Here is a 22,085-nt window from a genome sequence, read left to right on the forward strand (position 1 = left end):
CTGACGCTTATCCGGCCTATGTCGTAGTGATAGGCCGGATAAGGCGCTTGCGCCGCATCCGGCAACCATCACATTGTCTTAAGCAATGCGCGCAAACCCTGCTTCCAGATCGGCAATCAGGTCGCCAATATCCTCAAGACCAATATGCACCCTGACCAGGGTACCGCTGAAATCCACCTCTCCGGCTGGGCGAATGCTGTTCAGCTCTTCCGGCTGATTCGCCAGAATAAGCGACTCAAATCCGCCCCACGAATAGGCCATATGGAACAGCGAGAAGTTATCGAGGAAATTCGCCATCTGCTCGTCGGTCAGTCTCTTTTTCAGCACAAACGAGAACAAGCCTGAGCTTCCGGCAAAGTCACGCTGAAAATACTCGTGCCCCGGGCATTCCGGTAATGCCGGATGATTCACCCGCGCCACTTCCGGCCTTGCCGACAGCCAGCGAGCAATATGGATGCTGCTCTCCTGATGCTGCTTAAGACGTACCGCCAGGGTGCGCAATCCACGGCTGCCGTTGTAGGCCGTATCGGCATCCAGCGTTTGCCCCATCAAATAGGAGTTCTCGCGCAGACGATCCCAACAACGCGCGTTGGACACCGCCGTGCCCAGCATGCCGTCCGAATGACCGATGGTGTACTTCGTTCCCGCCTGAATGGAAATATCCACGCCATATTCCAGCGCTTTGAACAGCACACCCGCCGCCCAGGTGTTGTCGATCATAATGACAATCTCCGGATTAACCGCGCGGATAGCTTTCACCATCCCCGGAACATCCTGGACTTCCATGGTGATCGAACTTGGCGATTCGAGGAATACAACTTTCGTTTCCGGACGCAGAAGATCAACGATACCAGCACCAATCAACGGATCGTAATACGTTGTTTCCACATTGAATTTACTCAGGATCTTATTGCAAAAATCCTGGGTTGGCTCGTAGGCCGCGCCCGTCATCAAAATATGATCGCCCCCCTGAACAAACGCCAGAATCGCATTGGTCACCGCCGCAGCGCCGCACGGGTAAAGCGCGCAGCCAACGCCGCCTTCCAGTTCGCTCATTGCCTTCTGGAAGGCAAAGTGGGTGTAGGTTCCGCGGCGACCATAAAACAGCTCGCCATTTGCGCGATTGGCGGTGGCAAATTTTTTGTCTTTCACGGTATCAAACACCAGCGAAGAAGCGCGCTGGATAACCGGATTCACCGCTCCCTGGGTGTAGCGTTTGTCGCGACCCGCAACAACTAATTGCGTCTCAAGCTTCATTGCGTCTTTCATAACATCTCCTGTTCTTAATCCGTGTGAAACCTATACCACCGCAGCAGTAGAGTTTATTTCAGTGTTGGTCTGCTTTTTTCCAGCGAACCGTTCAACAATCTGCGCCGCATTCAAATCATGGATAACGTTAATCAGTGTGGCAGGCGCATCGGTAATCGTGCCCAGCACTACCAACATCGGGATCGCTTCCATTGGCAGGCCCAGCGTAGTGACGATAAAGATTTCACCGAGGAATGCCCCGCCCGGTACGCCGCCGACGATAATGGCGGAGAGCACCGCAATCAGCATGGTCAGGAAGAAGGTCTCGGTGGTGAACTCCATGCCCAGCACGGAATAGATAAAGACAATTTTCAGTGCGGCAATCATCGCCACGCCACCTTTGTTCAGGTTAACCAGTAGCGGAATGGAGACATCAACGATTTCCGGGTTAATCCCCATCGCCTTACCGGCACGCAGCGTCACCGGGAGTGTCCCCAGCGAAGAGCAAGTCCCCAGCGCAGTCGCAGACGGTTCAATCGCATTACGCCAGAAGGCTTTGACCGCCGGAATACCGCCGCCAATATACGAATAGAGAATCGAGCCAAAAACAAAGTAGACCAGCGTGGCCACCATGAACAGGCCGATGGCGCGAGCAAAGGTCAGCAGCAGTGCAGAGTCCTGACTGGCCATAGTGGCAGCGAAATAGCAGCCCAGGCCAATCGGCGCGACCTTCATAATGATCGAGACGATCTTCATGATCACGGTATTGGCATCTTCCAGCAACGACGCAATACGCTTACCGGCCTGATCCGATTGACCAATCGCCACACCAGCAATAATCGCCATCACAATCAGCGCCAGAATATTGGACTTAGAAAACAGCCCGATAAAGTCGCTGGTCGTGATCATGCTGACAAAATCCATCTTACCGCTGCCCGCCTGCACCGACTGCGAAAGATCGATAGTGACGCCCTGCGCCGGGTTATACCATAGCGCCAGCGCAACGATCCCGGCGGCCGGAATAAAGGCCATTGCGATCGAAACAATAAAGATAATCGCCATAATGCGCCCCAGCCTTTTCAGGTCGGTCATACTGGCGATCGAAGACATGACGCTGATCCCCACCAGCGGCACAATAATCATAAATAGCAGATTTAAGAATATCTGGCCGATTGGCTGGAGTTTACTTGCAAACGAGGGGGCATAAATACCTAATAAGCCGCCAATCACCAGAGCAACTAATAAAATAATCGACGATCTGTAGGGTTCGAGTCGTGACCACATAATCAGTACCTTTAGAATAATATTTAATGAGATTAAATTCACAATGTGATGAGTTTCCGTTTCGCCTCCTTTTATTTTGTGACGTAACTCACCTAAGTTGTTATTTTTTCATTTTGCCAGCAAGTTGTTTCCTGTGATTCAATAGTTGCATGTTTAAAACGCGAATGTAACGGCCTATTCGTACCGTTTTTGCAAATCACTTGTGAATAAAAGGAAACTATGAGTACGCCGATTTCACTCAAGCATCTGGAGTTTTTCATTAAAATCGTCGACTGCGGAGGATTGTCAGAAGCCGCGGCGCAGCTCAACGTCTCGCCATCTGCGGTCAGCAAAAGCCTGGCGGCAATGGAAGATACGTTAGGCACGACATTAATTAAACGTACCACCCGCAGTATTACCCTGACCGATGCCGGGCAATATCTCTTTAACCGCGCCAATAAGCTTTTGAAAGAATTCGATGAAACGCTGAATACCACCTCCGGTTATTACCACAGCCCGCAAGGTGAATTACGCATAACCTGCTCAATTGCGTTTGGTTATTCCCGGCTGGTGAACCTGGTGGATAAATATCGTTCCCAGTTCCCAGATGTGAATCTGTATATCGATCTCAACGATAACTTCGTGAATCTGAACGAAACAGATTTCGACATCGCCCTGCGAATCTCCACCGCACCACCGCAGAACTACGCAATGCGCAAGCTGGTGCCTGTCCGCTGGGCGTACTGCGCCTCACCCGGCTACCTTGCCAAAAAAGGCATGCCCCAGCGTCGTAGCGATCTGGTCGATCATGATTGCCTGGTTTACCCTGGTCTCACGCCGGTGCTGAAGGTGGCGGATGAACAGGATCGTCTGCATCAGTTAAAACTGCATATGCCTATCCAGGCCAACAGCAGTCTGGTATTGCTGAAATCGGTGTTAGAAGATCAGGGAGTAGCGTATTTGCCCACCTATCTGATTGGCGATCATATTCAAAAAGAAGAGATAACGCCGCTGATGCTCGACGGCACCATCACCTGCGAAACCCACGCCCTGTATGCGCTCTATTTTCCCAGTAAGTACAGCAATCCGAAGGTGCGATCGTTTATCGATTTTCTGGTGGCGGAACTCGGCCCGTTACCCGCCTGGGATAACTGGATCCCGGAGTAATCTTTGCACGTCTGAAAATGGGAGGCGCTCCACATTTTTTGCGCGATCCCCCCGTCTGGCTCTATCCTTAAGCCTATGAATAAAATTGCTGAACTCAAACGCGCCAAGCGACTGGCGCTCTCATTGCTGCTGATGGCCGCCGCTACCTTCGTCATCACGCTGTTTCTGCCGCCTAACTTCTGGGTGCTCGGGATCAAAGCGATCGCCGAAGCGGCGATGGTCGGCGCGCTGGCGGACTGGTTCGCCGTGGTGGCGCTTTTTCGTCGGGTACCAATCCCGTTCATCTCGCAACATACGGCGATTATCCCGCGCAATAAGGATCGGATCGGGGAGAATCTCGGTCAGTTTGTGCAGGACAAATTTCTCGACACCCAGTCCCTGATCGCCCTGATCCGCCGCCATGAACCGGCATTGTTGATCGGTAACTGGTTCAGCCAGCCGGAAAACGCCCAGCGAATTGGCCAGCATCTGCTGCAGATCATGAGCGGTTTTCTCGAACTCACCGACGACGCCCGCATTCAGCGGCTGATCAAGCGGGCGGTGCACAAAGCCATCGACAAGGTCGATCTCTCCGGTACCAGCGCGCTGATGCTGGAAAGCATGACCAAAAACAACCGCCATCAGGTGTTGCTCGACACATTGATCGCCCAACTTATCGCCCTGCTCCAGCGCGACAGCTCGCGGGCGTTTATCGCCCGACAGATCGTGCACTGGCTGGAGACCGAGCATCCGCTGAAAGCGAAGATCCTGCCGACTGAATGGCTGGGCGAGCACAGCGCCGAACTGGTGTCTGATGCCGTTAATTCCTTACTGGATGACATCAGCCACGATCGGGCGCATCAGATCCGCCACGCCTTCGATCGCGCCACGTTTAAGCTAATCGATAAGCTCAAACACGATCCGGAGATGGCCGTGCGGGCCGAAAGCATGAAAAACTATCTGAAGGAAGACGAAGCCTTCAACCGTTATCTTGGCGAACTGTGGGCAGACCTGCGCCAGTGGGTGAAAACCGACATTAACGCTGACGATTCGCGCGTGAAGCAGCGCATCGCCAGCGCCGGACAGTGGTTCGGCGAAACACTGGTTGCCGATAGCGCCCTGCGCGCCTCACTGAATGGGCATCTGGAGCAGGCCGCGTATAAAGTTGCGCCGGAGTTCGCCACCTTCCTGACGCGCCACATCAGCGACACGGTGAAAAGCTGGGATGCGCGCGATATGTCGCAGCAAATTGAGCTAAACATCGGTAAAGATTTACAGTTTATCCGCATCAACGGCACGCTGGTCGGCGGTTCTATTGGGCTGGTGTTATATCTGTTGTCGCAAATTCCTTCCCTGCTGACGCTGGCGAATTTTTAAGGAGAAAGTAAAATCCCTGTTTTTATTTTACTTTTCATTATCATTTGCACATGTAATATAACAATTATCAAACTAACAGCGTGAAATGAGAGTCCGTATGTCCCAGGGAAGCCCCGATTCAAATCGTCATGCCATCAGCGTCGCGCTCTTTGGCATGCTGGTCTTAACGCTGGGCATGGGAATTGGACGCTTTCTGTATACGCCGATGCTCCCGGTACTGCTGTCGGAAGGTCAGTTTACGTTTGACCAGCTCTCCTGGATTGCCAGCGCCAACTACGCCGGATATCTGGCGGGAAGCCTGCTCTTCTCCTTCGGGCTCTTCCATCTTCCCTCACGTTTACGCCCGATGTTGTTAACTTCTGCGCTCGCTACCGCAGGGTTGATTCTGGCAATGGCAAGCGTTAAGCAGCCCACGCTGGTGATGCTGATCCGTTTTCTGGCAGGCATCGCCAGTGCCGGTATGATGATTTTTGGTTCGATGATCGTCCTGCATCATACCCGGCATCCCTTCGTGATCGCCGCATTGTTCTCCGGCGTTGGCGCAGGCATTTTGCTGGGCAATGAATATGTCATCAGCGGTCTGCATTTTGCGCTGTCATCACACACGCTCTGGCTGGGGGCAGCGGCAGCCTCCGCGCTGTTCTTTGTGCTACTCGTTATGCTCCTGCCATCTCGCGACCATGCGCTTCCCGCCGCCACACCGGTAAAAACAGAGCATCAGCCTATGTCCTGGTGGCTGCTGGCGCTACTGTATGGGTTGGCCGGATTTGGCTACATCATTGTCGCTACATACCTGCCACTGATGGCGAAAAGTGCCGGGTCGCCGCTGCTGACGGCCCATCTCTGGTCGTTGGTCGGCATATCGATTATTCCGGGTTGTTTCGCCTGGCTGTGGGCTGCCCGACGCTGGGGGGTATTGCAATGCCTGACGGCGAATTTACTGATCCAAAGTGCCTGCGTGGTCATGACGCTCGCCAGCGACTCCTTGCCGCTGCTGGTGATAAGCAGCGTGGGTTTTGGCGCAACGTTTATGGGGACCACTTCGCTGGTCATGCCGCTCGCCCGTCAACTTAGCGTACCGCGCAATATTAATCTGCTGGGCCTGGTCACCCTGACTTACGGTATTGGGCAAATACTCGGGCCGCTCTTAACCAGCCTGCTAGGAAGCGGCGCTCAAGCGATCGTTAATGCCACGCTATGCGGTGCCGTCGCCTTGTTTATTGCGGCACTGATCAGCCTCACACAATTATACAAACAGCATTTCGCCTCCCCCAAAAGGGTATAATCGACAACCTTATAAACAGGTATCTTAGGATTAGTCCGCAATCAAATGTCAACATTTAATAAACCACAAATAATCGGCAATTACCCGCCAGACAATTTATAATCCCCGGCTGTTCATTTATAAACTCAATTTAAAATGCGTAAAAATGGACATATTAACTCAGCATCAACACTATCTTCGGGAAAAGTACATGTCATGGTTTAAAAAAATACTACTGGGGTTAATTATTTTGGTGGGTTTAATTGGCACGCTAAAGGATTATAAAGACTTTGGCCTGTTTGGCGCGTTAGGATTGTTTCTTATATTCCTGTTAACAACAACATTTTTATGGCAATGGGCCTCTGGCAGGTTACCAGAGATAACCCAGCTTCAGGCCGTATTTATTTTACTGGCCAGCGCGGTAGCCTCAATTTTTGTTATCAATATGGCAATTGCCGGAAATTTGCATGTGGATTTAATGGAGGTCATGTACGTTACCATTACGCATAATCCACTTTTTTACCTGATTCTCTGCGTGGTCGCATGGGTAAAAGTGGGCATCTGGCAATGGCTGTTTAGCGGTGGACAGGTGAAAGAGAGTCAGCCAGTTTAAACACGGCAGAGGTAAAAAAGGCGTCTTAACTAAGACGCCTTTTGCATATCAGTACAAAAACCTAGAACTGATAGGTCAGACCCGCAACAACCTTGTTGTCGTCGTCTTTGCCATCGAGCAGGTTAATTTTGTAACCCACATCAGCCACGATGTTTTTGTTGAAGTAGTAATCCGTGCCCAACGCAACGTATTCGGTCAGGTCATTATTGTTGTTGTCACGCGCGTGAACGTAACCCACGTTCGGACGCAGACCAAAATCAAACACATACGCAGCCATTGCTTCAAAGTGCTCAGCTTTATCCGCCTTCTGAATCAGGTTGTGGGACTCGCCGTACATGGTCGCGACGTAGATGGCATTAGCATCATATTTCAGACCCGCGCCCCAGAACTCTGCGTTCTCGCCATCCCAGCCGCTTCGTTTCTGCAGAGTAGTCACCGCACTGGTGGTGTAGGCCGCAATCGCAGATACGCCGGAATCCGCAATATTGTCATAACCCAGGGAGAAGCCATAGCCATTGCCATGCTGTTTTGCCGGGCTAGTGTTAGTGTCATCCTGGCCCTGGTATTGCGCACCAATGTTCAGACCATCAACGGCTCCAAAGAGATTTTTGGTGCGGAGTGTTGCAACGCCAGAAGTACGTGAAGTAAGGAAGCGGTCAGCATCTTCAAAGGAGTCGCCGCCGAACTCTGAAAGAGTGTCAGTGTAAGCTCCCACGTCGTAAGCGATACCGTAGTTACGACCGTAGTCAAAGCTAACGTCATGGCCATAATCCAGGCCAGCAAACGCCAGACGTGTATTGACGCCATTCTGAGAACCTTCTGCTTTAGAGGCATCAAACTGACTTTCAAATTGGCCATAACCGGTCAGTTGATCGTTGATTTGTGTCTCACCGCGAAAACCCAGACGCGCGTATGTACCGTCGGCATCGGTGCCGCCAGTCCAGGAATGGACCGCTTTTACTTTGCCGTACAGATCCAGTTTGTTGCCATCTTTATTATAAATTTCCGCTGCATGAACGGAGGTTACCCCTAATACCATTACAGCTAATGCCATTGCTGACTTTTTCATGTTATTACTCACTTTTAATTGTGAATTTTGCTATCAACTTTGTTATGAAGGCAGAATACCCGCATAAAAAAGCCCCCTATGGAAAAGGGGAAAACCTCTAACACACCAATGAAGGTAATAATAAAGTGGCAAGACACATATCATTTGGGGTTAAATAAAACCCGAACAGAGAGTAATTACTTGGATTCTTCGTTTACGCTCTCATTAACAGAGCGATATAACATTATTGCTTCGGCAATAATATCTTGTTTACTTTTACGGGTTTCAAATGCCAGCGTACGAACATATTCCCACAGAGAGGTATCGACACGGGCACTTAAAAGAACCATATCTTTTGAACGGGTACCCCTGGCCTTTCTAATATCGGGGTAATCTCGAGAGGGCATTATCATCTCCTGAACGCAAACACGCTTATGGCGATGAAATATGCAGTCAGTGTAAAAACATGTCAACGGCAAAATACAGTGACAATAGTAATGAAACTGTTAATAACGGACAAAAAACTGGAACAGCATTTCAAATGAAAGACAACTTGATTATAGAATAATGTGTAATTTTAACTTTACATATATTCACTTTTATTCATTTGATTAAAAAAGCCATAACTATTGACAATAAGCATGACCTCAAATCAAAACATCATTACAGCCAATAAGTTACGTGCCGTTATTAATGTCTACATTTCCGTGAAGCGCCTGTTTTTATGCACTGTTATTCCGGGCTGCCTCGCTCTGACCACCGCGGAAATCAGTTTGATTCTCACTTAACACAGGCCCATTTTGTCTAAAAATAAGCACGGAAAGGTAAAAATAAGGTAAACAATGCATTTTTTCGCATGCAAAAATAAGTTGTTCTTAATTGATATAAATCAATTTTCACCGCGTAACGACGGAGGAAAAATCATCATCTGAGGTGATGGAAAGCTTTTTTTACGTGACGTTCATGACGAGGAAAAAGCGTTGTTATGCAATAAGCTTTTGTGCTGAAAAGTGTCGCGCGGGCTGCAACAGCCCGCATGGGAGAGAAAGGAAAATCAGGCGTTAACTTTATCCAGCGGCCAGGAATCAAACAGATAGCCATCAAAGTCGATATCATCAACATTTGAAAACTCCAGCAGGCGCTGTTTGACGTTTTCCAGATGCTGCCACATTGCCAGCTTGGCTGCGCGGGCATCCTTTTTGATTAATGCCGCCAGGATCTGTTTGTGGTCACCCATCCACTCTTTACGGTAATGGGTATCGTCGAGGTGGCTATGGAGCTGGATCCACATCGGGTTGTTTTCACGCCACTGCCATGACTGGCGAAACAGCTCCACCAGCATGCTGTTATGCGTGGCTTCGGCTATGGCGAGATGGAACTGCATGTCGCCGCTTTCAGAACCGTTCGCTTCGCTGGAGGCCAGCTCCCGCTCTTCCAGCTGTAACGCCTGGCGCATTTTAACGATATCTTCACGCGTAGCCTGCAGCGCGGCGAATTCGGCGATATTGCTTTCCAGCAGCTGTCGCGCCTGCAGCAGCTCAAACGGACCCGCGTCATTGCAATGATTGACATCCGTACTGTCGATGGTCTGCGCATCTGCATTGTCGAGTACGTAGATCCCGGCGCCGCGACGCACGTCCACCAGACCTTTAATTTCCAGCATAATTAACGCTTCGCGAACCACCGTGCGAGTGACGTTGAGCATCTCAGCAATTTCACGTTCCGGCGGCAAACGCTCCCCGGGCTGGTACGGCGTCTGGACAATCAGATCGCGGATCATTGCACCCACTTCCTGGTAGGGTCTTTGTTGAGAAGTGTTCGATTTCATCGTGTTATGTCCGTCAGATGCGTCAATTCAGATCCGTAGGCCGGATAAGGCACATGCGCTGCCATCCGGCACCTGTGCCGTTGGCTGATGGCGACGCTGACGCATCTTATCAAGCCTACAAAAAACGTTTTTTCGCCTGAACTATAGCATTTGCGGGAAGCCAAAAACAGAAAACGGGTCAACCAAATCAGCATTTTGATTGACCCGTCATACTTCGGGGATTATGCGTCAGCGCCTAACGCCGCAACGCACTCGCGTGCGCCGTGTTCACACAGCTGTTGATACGTCGCGATAATTGTCTCCACAAAATCAGCGTTTTCCGCCAGATCATGGCCAAAAATGCCGCTCAGCCCCAGCAGCGCCGTCACGCGTTCGGCCCCCTGGAACTGTTGGTTAATGCGCTGGAACTCAGCCAGCAAGGGGTCGACAACATCAATGGCCTGCCCCTGTTCATCCACGCCACGGGTATAGCGCATCCAGCCCGCCACGCCCAGCGCCAGGTGACGCCAGTCGCTGGCGTTTTGCAGATGCAGACGCACCGGATCCAGCAGGCGCTGCGGCAATTTCTGGCTGCCGTCCATCGCAATCTGCCAGGTGCGGTGATGCAGTGATGGGTTGCTGAAACGCTCGATGAGCAGCGTCGCATAGGCGTTAAGATCGGTGCCTTCCGGCATCGACAGCGTCGGCGCTTGCTCCTGCATCATCAGCGCGAACGCCGCTTTGCGGTACGCCGGATTTGTCATGGTATCAGCGATAGTTTCATAACCGCCGAGATAGCCCAAATACGCGAGGAAAGAGTGGCTGCCGTTGAGCATACGCAGTTTCATCATTTCAAACGGCACCACATCGGCAACGAACTGCGCACCAACGTTATCCCAGTCAGGGCGACCGTTGACAAAGTTATCTTCGATAACCCACTGACGGAATGGCTCACAGGCGATAGCACACGGATCGTACACGCCCAACTGGTCGGCAATCTCTTGCAACGTTTCTGGCGTCGCCGCCGGAACAATGCGGTCAACCATGGTGCACGGGAAAGTGGCATTAGCCTCAATCCACTGCGCCAGCTGCGGGTCGCGCGCCTGCGCCAAACCCAGCACCGCGACTTTCGCCACATGACCATTTTCACGCACGTTATCGCAGGACATCACGGTAAAGGCCGCAAGCCCTTGCTCACGACGCAGATGCAGCGCCTGTACGATGTAACCAATCGCCGATTTCGGCGCGCCTGGATTCGCCAGATCGTGTTTAATCAGCGGGTTATTGAGATCTAACTGTCCGCTGGCAGCATCGGTGCAGTAGCCTTTTTCCGTGACCGTCAGCGAGACAATTGCCGTCTGCGGGCGCGCCATAGCCCGTAAAATACCATTACAGCCGTCAAGCTCCGGGTGCAACGCTTCTTTCATCGAGCCAATCACTTTCAGCACGGTGTTGTCCGCGCCTTTTTCCGCCACGGTATACAGCAGTTGCTGTTTGCGCAGGTTTTCAATCAGCACGCGGTCGTTACCCGGCATCAGGTTAACTTCACAGATCCCCCAGTCGCTGTCGGTGGTTTCCAGCAGATGATGGGTGTACAGCGCCTGATGCGCGCGGTGAAATGCGCCGCATCCCAGGTGAACAATGCGGGATTGCAGGCGCGAGCTGTCCCATGCAGGTCGAGCTACCGGCAGGTTGCTATTGGCAATTGTCGTTGTCATCGTGAACTCCAGAACCCGTTGAATGACCAACGGAAGAGAAAAGAAAAAGCCGGCCAGACAGGTGACCGGCAACTCGCTTTAGCGGCTAAAGAAAGCGCGCTGGATAGCCATCTCAACGCCACGCACTTCCGCCAGCCCTTTCAGGCGACCAATCGCGGAGTAGCCTGGGTTGGTTTTCTTTTTCAGATCGTCAAGCATCTGATGGCCGTGGTCCGGACGCATTGGGATCAGGTCCTCTTTACCCTCGGCTTTACGGCGCTGCTCTTCCTCAACGATCGCTTTCACGACTTCGTACATATCGACGTCGCCGTTAAGATGCGCCGCTTCATGGAAGGTTTTCGGGTTATCTTCACGCAGCGTGGAGCGCAGGTGGGTAAAGTAAATGCGTGGGCCAAACTGTTTGATCATGTCGACCAGATCGTTGTCCGCCCGGACGCCGTAGGAGCCGGTGCACATGGTAAAACCGTTCGCCATGCTGTTAACCGTATCGACCATCCATTGCATATCTTCCACGGTGGAAACAATGCGCGGCAGGCCGAGGATTGGGCGTGGCGGATCGTCCGGGTGTACCGCCATCCGCACGCCTGCTTCTTCCGCCACAGGAATAATTGCTTTCAGGAAGACGGCAAAGTTCTCGCGCAGTGCGGCTTTATCGATATCTTTATAACGCGCAAGATGCTGGCGGAACTGGTCAAGCGTATAGCCCTCTTCCGCGCCCGGCAGACCGGCGATGATATTGCGGGTCAGACGCGCTTTGTCTTCATCGCTCATGGTGGCGAAGCGTTCATTCGCCTGAGCAATCTCTTCGGCGGTGTAATCCGCTTCCGCGCCCGAACGTTTGAGGATGTGCAGCTCAAAGGCGGCAAATTCAATCTGGTCAAAACGCAGCGCTTTGGAGCCGTCCGGCAGGACGTATTCCAGATCGGTACGGGTCCAGTCGAGAACCGGCATGAAGTTGTAGCACACGGTACGAATGCCGCACTGGGCCAGGTTACGCAGGCTTTGCTGGTAGTTGGCGATCCACTGCTGATAGTTACCAGAACGGGTTTTAATATCTTCGTGGATCGGTACGCTTTCGACGACCGACCAGACCAGGCCCGCCTGCTCAATAATGGCTTTACGTTTTAGGATCTCATCAACCGTCCACACTTCCCCGTTCGGGATATGGTGCAAGGCGGTGACCACGCCCGTGGCACCCGCCTGACGTACATCCGCTAAGGTGACCGGATCGTTAGGACCATACCAGCGCCATGTCTGTTCCATCTTTTATTCCTCATTTACGTTATGGACTCGACGATATGGCACATAAATTCCTCCTTTTGGTATGACATGTCAACCTGAAGGAATAAATTGGTTAACCAAATCACGATTTTTGCTGATTAGATCGCCATTTTACGGCCATAAAGCGCAGTAAAGATGTAAACATGTAACGCAATGTGACATTCATCGCATCAATGGTTAACCAATACATATAACATCTCAACCAAAATCATAATAGCTCAACCAATAAAGGTAGACGTTATATGCATGTTCTCAATATTCTGTGGGTCGTATTCGGCATCGGTCTGATGCTGGTGCTCAATCTAAGATTCAAAATAAACTCGATGGTCGCCCTGCTGCTGGCGGCGCTCTCGGTCGGCATGCTGGCGGGTATGGACTTAATGGCGCTGCTACACACCATGAAATCCGGCTTTGGCAGCACGCTGGGTGAGTTGGCGATTATCGTGGTATTCGGGGCAGTCATCGGTAAGCTGATGGTCGATTCCGGAGCGGCGCATCAGATTGCTCATACGCTGCTGGCTCGACTTGGGCTGCGCTATGTGCAGCTGTCGGTGATCATTATTGGTCTGATTTTTGGCCTGGCGATGTTCTATGAAGTGGCGTTTATTATGCTGGCGCCGCTGGTGATCGTCATTGCCGCGGAAGCGAAGATCCCGTTCCTCAAGCTGGCGATTCCTGCCGTTGCCGCCGCCACCACCGCCCACTCTCTGTTCCCGCCGCAGCCAGGTCCGGTCGCGCTGGTTAACGCCTACGGCGCTGACATGGGTATGGTCTACATCTACGGTATTCTGGTGACTATTCCGAGCGTGATCTGCGCCGGGCTTATCCTGCCGAAGTTCCTCGGCAACCTCGATCGCCCGACGCCGTCATTCATGAAGGCCGACGTACCGGTTGACCAGAACAATCTACCGTCTTTCGGCATCTCTATTCTGGTTCCGCTGATCCCGGCGATCATCATGATCTCCACCACCATCGCCAACATCTGGCTGGTGAAAGGAACGCAGGCGTGGGAAGTGGTCAACTTCTTAGGCTCCTCGCCAATTGCGATGTTTATCGCCATGATTGTCGCCTTCGTGCTGTTTGGTACCGCGCGTGGTCACGACATGCAGTGGGTGATGAACGCCTTTGAAAACGCGGTGAAAAGCATCGCCATGGTGATCCTGATCATCGGCGCGGGCGGCGTACTGAAGCAGACCATTATTGATACCGGCATTGGCGATACCATCGGTATGCTGATGTCGCACGGCAATATTTCTCCGTACATCATGGCGTGGTTGATAACCGTGCTTATTCGTCTGGCAACCGGTCAGGGCGTGGTCTCAGCCATGACGGCGGCGGGGATTATCAGCGCAGCCATTCTCGACCCGGCAACCGGTCAACTGGTGGGCGTCGATCCGGCGTTGCTGGTACTGGCGACGGCGGCTGGCTCCAACACCCTGACCCATATCAACGATGCCTCGTTCTGGCTGTTCAAAGGCTACTTTGACCTGTCGGTGAAGGATACGCTGAAAACCTGGGGTCTGCTGGAGCTGGTGAACTCCGTGGTTGGCCTGGTAATCGTGTTGATCATCAGCATGATTGCATCACGTCGATACCGCTCTGGCCCACAGCCCAGAGCGGTTCTTTCTCCTGCCTTAACAATCCTCAATAATCAGATACACCGCCTTCACCGGGCCATGCACCCCAACCACCTTGATAAGCTCAATATCCGCCGTCGAGCTGGGTCCACTGATAATGTTAATGCACGACGGCATACGCTCACCGGCCTGCGCTTTCTGATGCAGTTTTTCTGCCAGTTGCGCCACTCGCGGCAGGATGGTGCTTTTACGCAGCACGAAAATCGAGGACTCCGGCAACAGGCTCAAAGAACGCCCGCGCTCCGGCGCGGAAAACAGCACCACGCCGCCGGACTCAGTCAGGCCATACTCGGCATACACCACGCCGACTTTCGCCTGCTCGGCCTCGGTAATATTTTCGCTGCCTCGCGCCGGATCCCAGACCACGGCGTTGCATTCCTGCTGCAAGCGTTCGGTGATGCCCAGCGCCACCAGTCGGCTGTCGCCGCTCAGCACTACCGGCTGACCCAATTCTTCACACAGACGTAGCGCTGCTTCTGCGGCCTGGTCCTCGCGAGTCAGTTCACAGCGGGCCAGCATCACTTCGCTGGCGAACTGGATAAACGCATCGCAGCGCTGCTGCGGGCTAAGTTCGGTCAGGCGCTCGTTGGCATAATTGTTAACCGGCGCGGCATCCGCTTGCGGTTCGAAACGCGGCGGGCGACCCAGCGCCTGGGCGATGGTGTTTAAAAACGCGGTACGGTTATCCATTCTTTTTCTCCTGCGCCTGATGTTTCTTAAACCAGCTGCGGAAGCTCTCGCCGTCAGCATCAGGCAGATCGCGCGCCTCCATCCAGTCACCAATCGCGCCAACCTTGAGCGGGGTTTTCCCGCCATTGATAAACCAGCTTGCCGCATGCGCGCCCGCCATCATCCCCACTTTCCACAGCCCCGGATGGCTATTGGCATAAGCGAACATTTTGATCGCACGTCGCTCGGCTTTCGGGGTAATGCCCTCCTCGGCCATCACCCGACGATGACGCAGGATCAGTTTTGACAGCGGAATACGCACCGGGCAGACGCTGTCGCAGGCCGTGCATAAGGAACAGGCGTACGGCAGGTCTTTAAAATCTTTATAGCCGCCGAGCAGTGGAGAAATCACCGCGCCAATAGGGCCGGGATAGATCGAGCCATAGCCGTGTCCGCCGATGTGGCGATACGCCGGGCAGGTGTTCATACAGGCCCCGCAGCGGATGCAGCGCAGCACATCGCGAAACTCAGAGCCCAGCACCTGCGAGCGACCGTTATCGACAATCACCAGATGGAACTCTTCCGGTCCGTCCACGTTATCCGCCTCACGCGGGCCGGTCAGCCAGGTGTTATAGCCCGTCAGACGAGCGCCCACGGCGCTGCGCGCCAGCATGGTGATCAGCACATCCACATCGGCAAAGGTCGGCGCGATACGCTCCATGCCCATCACCGCAATGTGCGTTTTCGGCAGCGTGGTGCACATGCGCGCGTTGCCTTCGTTGGTCACCAGGCATACTGAACCGGTTTCCGCCACGGCAAAGTTACAGCCGGTAATACCGATTTCGGCACTCAGGAAATCCTCGCGGATCTTCTGGCGAATGAACAAGGTCATGGCTTCCGGGGTTTCCGGGCCGTCATACCCCAGACGCTCGTTCAGCACGCGGCGGATCTGATAGCGATCTTTATGAATAGCCGGGACCACGACGTGCGAAGGTGGATCCTGATCCAATTGCAGGATGTATTCCCCGAGATCGGTTTCGATCACCTGGATTCCCGCATCCTGCAGGACATGGTTGACGCCGATCTCCTCGGTCACCATCGACTTGGACTTCACCACCTTCTTCGCGTTTTTGCTTCGCGCGACCTGCAGAATGTAGGCGGTGGCCTCTTCTTTGGTTTTGGCGAAATAGACGTGGCCGCCGTTTTGCGTCACTTTCTCGGAGAGTTGATACAGATAAGCGTCGAGGTTGCTCAGCACGTGATCGCGGATCTGGCTGGCACGATCGCGCCAGTCTTCCCAGTGGCCTAACTCATCGACCATTTTTTGTCGATTTGCGCCAATACGTTCCTGCGCATTGGCCACGGCTTTACGCATGATCGGATCTTCTATCTGCTGACGAATGCGCAGTTTAAATTCTACATCGCTGGTTTTTATCGACATCTCTTTCCCCTCAGCGGCTCATCAGCACTTCAGCAATATGCATCACTTTGACCGGCTGGCCTTCCCGTTGCAGTCGACCGCCAATGTTCAGCAGGCAACTGACGTCTGCGCCAATCAAATATTCCGGCTGCGCATCCATCAAATGTAAGACTTTCTCTTTCACCATCTCGCCGGATATCTCGGCCATTTTGACAGAGAACGTCCCGCCAAAGCCGCAGCAGGTATCCTGATCGGCAAACGTCAGCAGCTCCAGCCCGCGAACGTTTTTCAGCAGCGTGAGCGGCTCTTCCTTCACCCCCAGCTTTCGAGTCAGGCTACAAGAGGGATGATAGACAGCGCGGCCCTGCAGGCTCGCGCCGACGTCCACCACGCCCAGCTTGTTGACGATAAAGGAGGTGAGATCCTGCATACGCGCGGCGACTTTTTCGGCACGCAGCGCCCATTCCGGTTCATCGGCCAGATACGTCGGATAGCTTTTTACCGCGTAGGTACAGGAGCCTGCTGGCGAGATAATCGGATCGTCGTTGTCTTCCAGGGCGGCGATCAGGTTTTTCATCCCGGGGATCGCCTCTTTGATGTAACCGCTGTTGATGGCTGGCTGACCGCAACACCCTTGCTTCTCGGGGAAATTAACGCGACAACCCAGTTTTTCCAGCAGCAATACGGAGTCTCGTGCCATCCGTGATTTCAGTGCGTCACCAATGCAGGTAACAAAGAAATTTACATTCACAATAACTACTCCATTGCTTCATTTCTGTTTATTGCGCTTGATATCGCGATATCAAGCAAAGGTTCAGCCGTATTTCACGCCCAGTTTTTCTGTTTGCTGTTTTTACTAATACCTGGGTTCATGGTGATGCTCGGGTCGTTTTCCTTTGATGCCGACTCTCCGCTTCTTAAGTCAGGACAGTCGCATATGTCTGTATTTTCATTTGTATGACAAAACCAAATAATCCCCTAATCAACCCCCATATGCAACAACCAGGTTTATTTCTTTCGGTCTCGCTCACATTTTTATATTTAAAACCACAGCGTTATGAACACCTTAATAACAGTTTCAGGTGCTTACTATTCTCATCACCAGCATTATTAAAAAGGTTATCATATAACTATTTATAGGTATTCAACTTACTCTTAAGTATATTTACCTGGCATTGGATTTTAATTAAAAGATTACAATAGTTACAAAACTACAAATCATAATTACTTTATTCACTGAAGCGATTCAGTTTACATACTTTATTAACCCAGCAATGTAGCCTCCCCACCATAAATATAAATCAGGTTTAATGAACCAATCAGGAATAGCAATGAACGAATATTTTATGTTTGCCCTGGCACTCTCTCCTTTACTACTGATGGTATTTTTAATATTGAAATTGAAAATGCCCATCCATTATTCCGTGTTGATCTCTTTGGTATTCACTGCCGCGTTGTCGGCCATATTCTGGGAAATGCCCGTACAGAATCTGAAAGCCGCGATAGGCTATGGCGCCCTGAAGGGATTATGGCCGATTGTGATTGTGATCCTCGGCGCCATCTTCAGTTATAACGTCATGCAGGCGACCAAGGCGCTGGATATTCTGCGCGATATTCTCGCCAGCATTAGCGAAGATAAGCGTATTCAGGTGCTACTGATTTCATGGTGCTTCGGCGGATTCCTTGAAGCCGCGGCAGGTTATGGCACTGCGGTCGCCATTCCGATCGGCATTCTTATTGCGCTGGGATTCAACCCGCTGAAGGCGGCGATCGCTTCCCTCGTGGCGAATACCGTTCCCACCGCGTTCGGCGCGGTCGGGATCCCGGTTTCTATTCTGGCGGAACAGGTTAATCTGCCGGTGTATACCTTAGGCGGAACCATTATTCTGCAGCTCGCGCTGTTTAATATCCTGCTGCCGTTTGTCATTGTCTGCATTATTGGCGGCGGCCTGAAAGCCATTCGTGGCGTATTTCTGATCACGCTGGTTTGCGGCATCACCACGCTGGTTCCGCAATATTTTGTCGCCATTCATCTTGGCGCGGAATTGCCCGCCTTTGCCGGTAGCCTGGTCAGCCTGTTTGCCGTGGCGATGGTCAGCCGCCTGCGCAAAGGGAAAACCGATCCCGAGTGGCGCATTGAGGTCAGCCATACCCGCGAAACCACGCCGCGCTCGGCAAAAGTGTTGTTCCGCGTAGGCTCTATCTATCTGTTTATTTTTGTTTTTATCCTACTGTGCTCACCGCTGTTCCCGACGATCAAAGGCGCGGCGTCCCAACTGGCCTCGGTGCTGCATTTCACGCTCGCCGACGGCAACACGCTGGCGCTGAAAGTTGAATGGGTGACCACGCCGGGGATGCTGATCATCTTTGCGACCCTTATCGGCGGTTTTATTCAGGGAGCGTCCGCGCGCGGGATGCTGGAAGTGTTTATCAAAACCATTTTCCAGCTTAAAAATTCCATTGTGGCGATTATGGCGATTGTCGCGCTGGCCACGGTAATGGATCTCAGCGGGATTATCTCCACGCTGGCCCAGTCGATTGTCGATCTGACCGGCAGTTCCTACGTCTTCCTCGCCCCGGTGATTGGCGCGCTGGGCACGTTTGTTACCGGCAGCGATACCAACTCGAATATTTTGTTCGGCAAACTGCAAACCATTGCCGCCAGTAAACTGCATATCGATCCCAACTGGCTCGCGGCGGCGAATACTTCTGGTGCAACGGGGGGGAAAATGATTTCGCCGCAGAGTATCGCCATTGCGGTTTCAGCCACCAAAATGGACGGACAGGCCAACCAGATAATGTCTGGCACCATGAAATACTGCTGCGCCTATATTGTGATCCTCGGCCTGAAAGTCGGTCTCTTTTATTACTGGTTTATGGCGTAATCCATTGTCAACCCCGTCAAATTCACGGCAACCGTATTTGACGACGCGGTGACCAAAAAGGTTTACACCGCTTCAGGATCGAAACGAAGCGACTGGCTTTACGATTTGTCGGCGCTGACTAAAATAGCGCCGATGTTTCAAATCGAGGATTGTTGTTATGTTGTTCTGGAAAAAGATGGTGAAGAAGTTCGACGCCTTTTCCGCGTTGATCCCACCACGCTACTTCCGCGTGTAATGCCTGGCGCTAATGCCTGATGGCGCTTCGCTTATCGGGCCTACGTTTCACGCTCATTTGTAGGCCGGATAAGGCGCAAGCGCCGCATCCGGCAGCAGAGAAAAATGTTCTCCCCTTTCACTTACGCAGCCCGCACGCTCTTAACACCCTGACCCACAGACGAAGCCATGCAAAACGGTAGATCAGCGGATGCTGAAATCGTAGCAGTGTCAGAAACATAGAGCCTCCTTGCGGCGCTACAGCACCGTTGCCTGATAGCGAATTTGCGGCTCCATTATCTGGTGACGCGCGTCTATCAGCCGCAGTTCATACGAATCGTGCTCTTTCGTCAGCCGCATCACCGCGTCGACGACACTGGTGGTCCGCTCCAGCGCCTGCTTGTCCTCATAACCGTTGAGCAGTGAGGCCAGCATCACGCTGCAAATCAGATCCCCAACGCCCACCGGCATTTTGGCAAAGGTATACAGCGGCCGGGCGATGTGTAACGTCTGTTCCGCCGTCACCAGCAGCATTTCAAACGCCTGTTTGTCGCGCGAGCAGTCGCCGAGATGTTTCACCAGCACCTTCTTCACGCCCCACGCCACCAACTGCTGCGCCGCTTCCACCACCTCGTCAAAACTACGTAGTTGTCTGCCCGTCAGCACGCCCAGCTCATAGAGATTCGGCCCCATCACATCGGCCAGTTGAATGGCGTCATCGACAAAAAAGGACTCCACGCCCTGCGCGACGATGCAGCCTTTTTGCGGGTCGCCCATTACCGGATCGCAAAAATAGAGCGCCTGCGGATTACGCTGGCGAATGGTGGTGACCGCGAGCTTCACCTCTTCGCAATGGCGTTTGTCCCCGAGATACCCGGACAGCACGGCATCGCATTGCGCCAGTTTTTGCAGATCATCCAGCCCGCTGATGATGGCGCTCAGCTCGCCGTGCGGCATCGCCATGCCCTGCCACATCCCGTACTGGGTGTGGTTGGAAAACTGTACGGTGTAAAACGGCCAGACATCGATCCCCGAGAGCTGCATCGGCAACACGGCGGCTTTATTTCCGGCATAGCCATAAACGACTGACGACTGAACAGACAACACGTTTTTCATTTTGACTCCGTCTAGCGAAACGTTGGCAGCAGACCAAATACGTCCAGAACAACCGTCAGATAGACAACCGCCCCACAGACAATGACCAGATTGAGCACGGTGTTATTACACGGCGCGGTATAGCTGGCGGTCGGAAAACGTTTCCGCGCCGCTTTCACCAGGAACGGCGGCAGGATCACGCTCCAGATGGTAAAGGCCAGACCGGCGTAACCAATGGCGTGGACAAACCCGTTCGGGAAGAAGAAGCACACGGCGGCTGGCGGGAAGTAGGTCACCAGCGCGGTTTTCAGGCGCCCCATGCCGTCATCCGGGAAGTGAAACAGGTCGGCGATGTAATCGAACAGGCCAAGCGTCGCCGCCAGCAGGGAACTGGCTACCGCAAAGTTGCCGAAGAAGGTCAGGATCAGATCCATATAACGGCTGGTGAACAGCCCGCTGATAGCCTCGACAAACACGTCGATATTGCCGCCTTTGGCGATAATTGGCGGGAACGAGGAACGGCTGATGTTGCCCATCGTGACGCCCAGCCAGAAGATATACAGCAGCAGGGCAAACAGCGTGCCGATGATAATCGAACGCGTAATATTTGAGATCCCGCTCGTGCCATACAGCTTCACCAGGCTCGGCACGTTACCGTGAAAACCAAACGAGATAATGCAGAATGGCAGCGTCATCAGGATATACGGCAGGTACTGCGAATTGGGCAGCGCCACCGCCACGCTGTCGACGAGTTTCGCCACTTCGATATGACCCACCAGGCCAGAAAAGGTGGCAAAGAACGCGATAAACTTACCGATGATCAACACGGTAGTAATACGTCCAACCAACAAGGAGCTGTACCAGGCAATCGCCCCGACCAGCATACTAACGATCACCACCGAGATATTCGCCGGAAAGCGCACGCCGCTGTATTTGAACACGGTTTGCGCCATCACCGCCGACGAACCAGAGATATAGGCATAGGTCAGAATATACAGCACAAAGCCGAAAGCGATACCGACCACAATATTCCACTTTCGGCCTAATAAATCCTGAGTAAAGGTATTAAAACTGGCACCGGCGCCATAATGCAGGTTAACTTCGACCAGCATCAGACCGGTTAATAACATCATGATGGCGATAAACAGAAGAATAACTGACGCACCGGGGAACCATACGCCAGCCATCGCAATCGGCAGGGAAAACATCCCTCCACCCACTACGGTCGCGATAACCAACATGGTTCCGCTAATCAGTCCGGGGGTACTACTCTGTCGCTCAATGGCATTAATATCCATGATAAATGTTCCTGTAGACTATTCGTTATAATTACAGCTGTCATTTGTACATCATGCGGATAATAAAAATGTCGGAGTCAGGGTTTACTTTTGTAGTTATGTC

17 protein-coding genes and 1 pseudogene are annotated in these 22,085 nt (G+C 52.6%); 6 read left to right on the forward strand and 12 right to left on the reverse strand.

The genetic code is table 11. The features are described 5' to 3' along the window. Positions 1–78: 78 nt before the first annotated feature. Together metC and OGV93_RS15350 are read right to left on the reverse strand one after the other, a co-directional pair. Positions 79–1,269, reverse strand: coding sequence for a cystathionine beta-lyase (gene metC / locus OGV93_RS15345; RefSeq protein WP_016155600.1), 1,191 nt, complete (start codon positions 1,267–1,269; stop codon positions 79–81). A gap of 30 nt (positions 1,270–1,299) precedes the next feature. After that, complete coding sequence (locus OGV93_RS15350; RefSeq protein WP_003019196.1) at positions 1,300–2,532, reverse strand: dicarboxylate/amino acid:cation symporter; 1,233 nt, start codon at positions 2,530–2,532, stop codon at positions 1,300–1,302. A gap of 219 nt (positions 2,533–2,751) precedes the next feature. On the opposite strand from OGV93_RS15350, the gene OGV93_RS15355 reads away from it, so the two are divergent. From OGV93_RS15355 to OGV93_RS15370, 4 genes are all read left to right on the forward strand, one after another. Beyond that, complete coding sequence (locus OGV93_RS15355; RefSeq protein ID WP_131405570.1) at positions 2,752–3,678, forward strand: LysR family transcriptional regulator; 927 nt, start codon at positions 2,752–2,754, stop codon at positions 3,676–3,678. A gap of 75 nt (positions 3,679–3,753) precedes the next feature. After that, positions 3,754–5,034 carry a DUF445 domain-containing protein gene (locus OGV93_RS15360; RefSeq protein ID WP_287109675.1) on the forward strand — a complete coding sequence of 427 codons (1,281 nt, stop codon included), beginning with the start codon at positions 3,754–3,756 and terminating at the stop codon, positions 5,032–5,034. Between the two features lie 97 nt (positions 5,035–5,131). Continuing rightward, positions 5,132–6,319, forward strand: a complete 1,188-nt coding sequence (locus OGV93_RS15365; RefSeq protein ID WP_206165042.1) for an MFS transporter — start codon at positions 5,132–5,134, stop codon at positions 6,317–6,319. A gap of 190 nt (positions 6,320–6,509) precedes the next feature. Further along, positions 6,510–6,911, forward strand: coding sequence for a hypothetical protein (locus OGV93_RS15370; RefSeq protein ID WP_016155598.1), 402 nt, complete (start codon positions 6,510–6,512; stop codon positions 6,909–6,911). A 61-nt stretch (positions 6,912–6,972) separates the two neighbouring features. On the opposite strand, the gene OGV93_RS15375 is transcribed toward OGV93_RS15370, so the two are convergent. The 5 genes from OGV93_RS15375 to uxuA form a co-directional block, all read right to left on the reverse strand. Beyond that, positions 6,973–7,980, reverse strand: a complete 1,008-nt coding sequence (locus OGV93_RS15375) for a porin (RefSeq protein WP_287109676.1) — start codon at positions 7,978–7,980, stop codon at positions 6,973–6,975. Positions 7,981–8,156: 176 nt separating this feature from the next. Further along, positions 8,157–8,366, reverse strand: coding sequence for a hypothetical protein (locus OGV93_RS15380; protein ID WP_016151558.1), 210 nt, complete (start codon positions 8,364–8,366; stop codon positions 8,157–8,159). A gap of 647 nt (positions 8,367–9,013) precedes the next feature. After that, positions 9,014–9,787 (reverse strand): Uxu operon transcriptional regulator, encoded by a 774-nt coding sequence (uxuR, locus tag OGV93_RS15385; protein WP_029139754.1) that lies wholly within the window; start codon positions 9,785–9,787, stop codon positions 9,014–9,016. Positions 9,788–10,008: 221 nt separating this feature from the next. Continuing rightward, positions 10,009–11,484 carry a fructuronate reductase gene (locus OGV93_RS15390; RefSeq protein WP_200084266.1) on the reverse strand — a complete coding sequence of 492 codons (1,476 nt, stop codon included), beginning with the start codon at positions 11,482–11,484 and terminating at the stop codon, positions 10,009–10,011. A 78-nt stretch (positions 11,485–11,562) separates the two neighbouring features. Beyond that, positions 11,563–12,747: a mannonate dehydratase gene (uxuA, locus tag OGV93_RS15395; RefSeq protein WP_016151555.1), complete on the reverse strand. Its 1,185-nt coding sequence runs from the start codon at positions 12,745–12,747 to the stop codon at positions 11,563–11,565. Between the two features lie 260 nt (positions 12,748–13,007). Here uxuA and gntP point away from each other — a divergent pair. After that, positions 13,008–14,348: pseudogene (gntP, locus tag OGV93_RS15400) on the forward strand (gluconate permease GntP); the annotation flags it as partial. Between the two features lie 51 nt (positions 14,349–14,399). Here the strand turns inward: gntP and OGV93_RS15405 are convergent. From OGV93_RS15405 to OGV93_RS15415, 3 genes are read right to left on the reverse strand one after another with little or no spacing between them, the layout of a single operon-like run. Continuing rightward, positions 14,400–15,092: a LutC/YkgG family protein gene (locus OGV93_RS15405; protein WP_016151553.1), complete on the reverse strand. Its 693-nt coding sequence runs from the start codon at positions 15,090–15,092 to the stop codon at positions 14,400–14,402. Beyond that, positions 15,085–16,512 carry a LutB/LldF family L-lactate oxidation iron-sulfur protein gene (locus tag OGV93_RS15410; RefSeq protein ID WP_016151552.1) on the reverse strand — a complete coding sequence of 476 codons (1,428 nt, stop codon included), beginning with the start codon at positions 16,510–16,512 and terminating at the stop codon, positions 15,085–15,087. Before OGV93_RS15410 ends, OGV93_RS15405 begins: the two co-directional genes overlap by 8 nt. A gap of 10 nt (positions 16,513–16,522) precedes the next feature. Next, positions 16,523–17,242 (reverse strand): (Fe-S)-binding protein, encoded by a 720-nt coding sequence (locus OGV93_RS15415; RefSeq protein ID WP_016155592.1) that lies wholly within the window; start codon positions 17,240–17,242, stop codon positions 16,523–16,525. Between the two features lie 580 nt (positions 17,243–17,822). On the opposite strand from OGV93_RS15415, the gene OGV93_RS15420 reads away from it, so the two are divergent. Next, positions 17,823–19,376 (forward strand): L-lactate permease, encoded by a 1,554-nt coding sequence (locus OGV93_RS15420; protein ID WP_141875865.1) that lies wholly within the window; start codon positions 17,823–17,825, stop codon positions 19,374–19,376. A gap of 471 nt (positions 19,377–19,847) precedes the next feature. On the opposite strand, the gene pdxY is transcribed toward OGV93_RS15420, so the two are convergent. Together pdxY and OGV93_RS15430 are read right to left on the reverse strand one after the other, a co-directional pair. Further along, positions 19,848–20,705 carry a pyridoxal kinase PdxY gene (pdxY, locus tag OGV93_RS15425; RefSeq protein WP_016151549.1) on the reverse strand — a complete coding sequence of 286 codons (858 nt, stop codon included), beginning with the start codon at positions 20,703–20,705 and terminating at the stop codon, positions 19,848–19,850. Between the two features lie 11 nt (positions 20,706–20,716). After that, complete coding sequence (locus OGV93_RS15430) at positions 20,717–21,982, reverse strand: aromatic amino acid transporter (RefSeq protein ID WP_016151548.1); 1,266 nt, start codon at positions 21,980–21,982, stop codon at positions 20,717–20,719. Positions 21,983–22,085 lie beyond the last annotated feature (103 nt).

Origin of the sequence: Citrobacter sp. Cb031, from assembly GCF_030336725.1 — a bacterium.
GTDB classification, from domain to species: Bacteria; Pseudomonadota; Gammaproteobacteria; order Enterobacterales; family Enterobacteriaceae; genus Citrobacter; species Citrobacter braakii.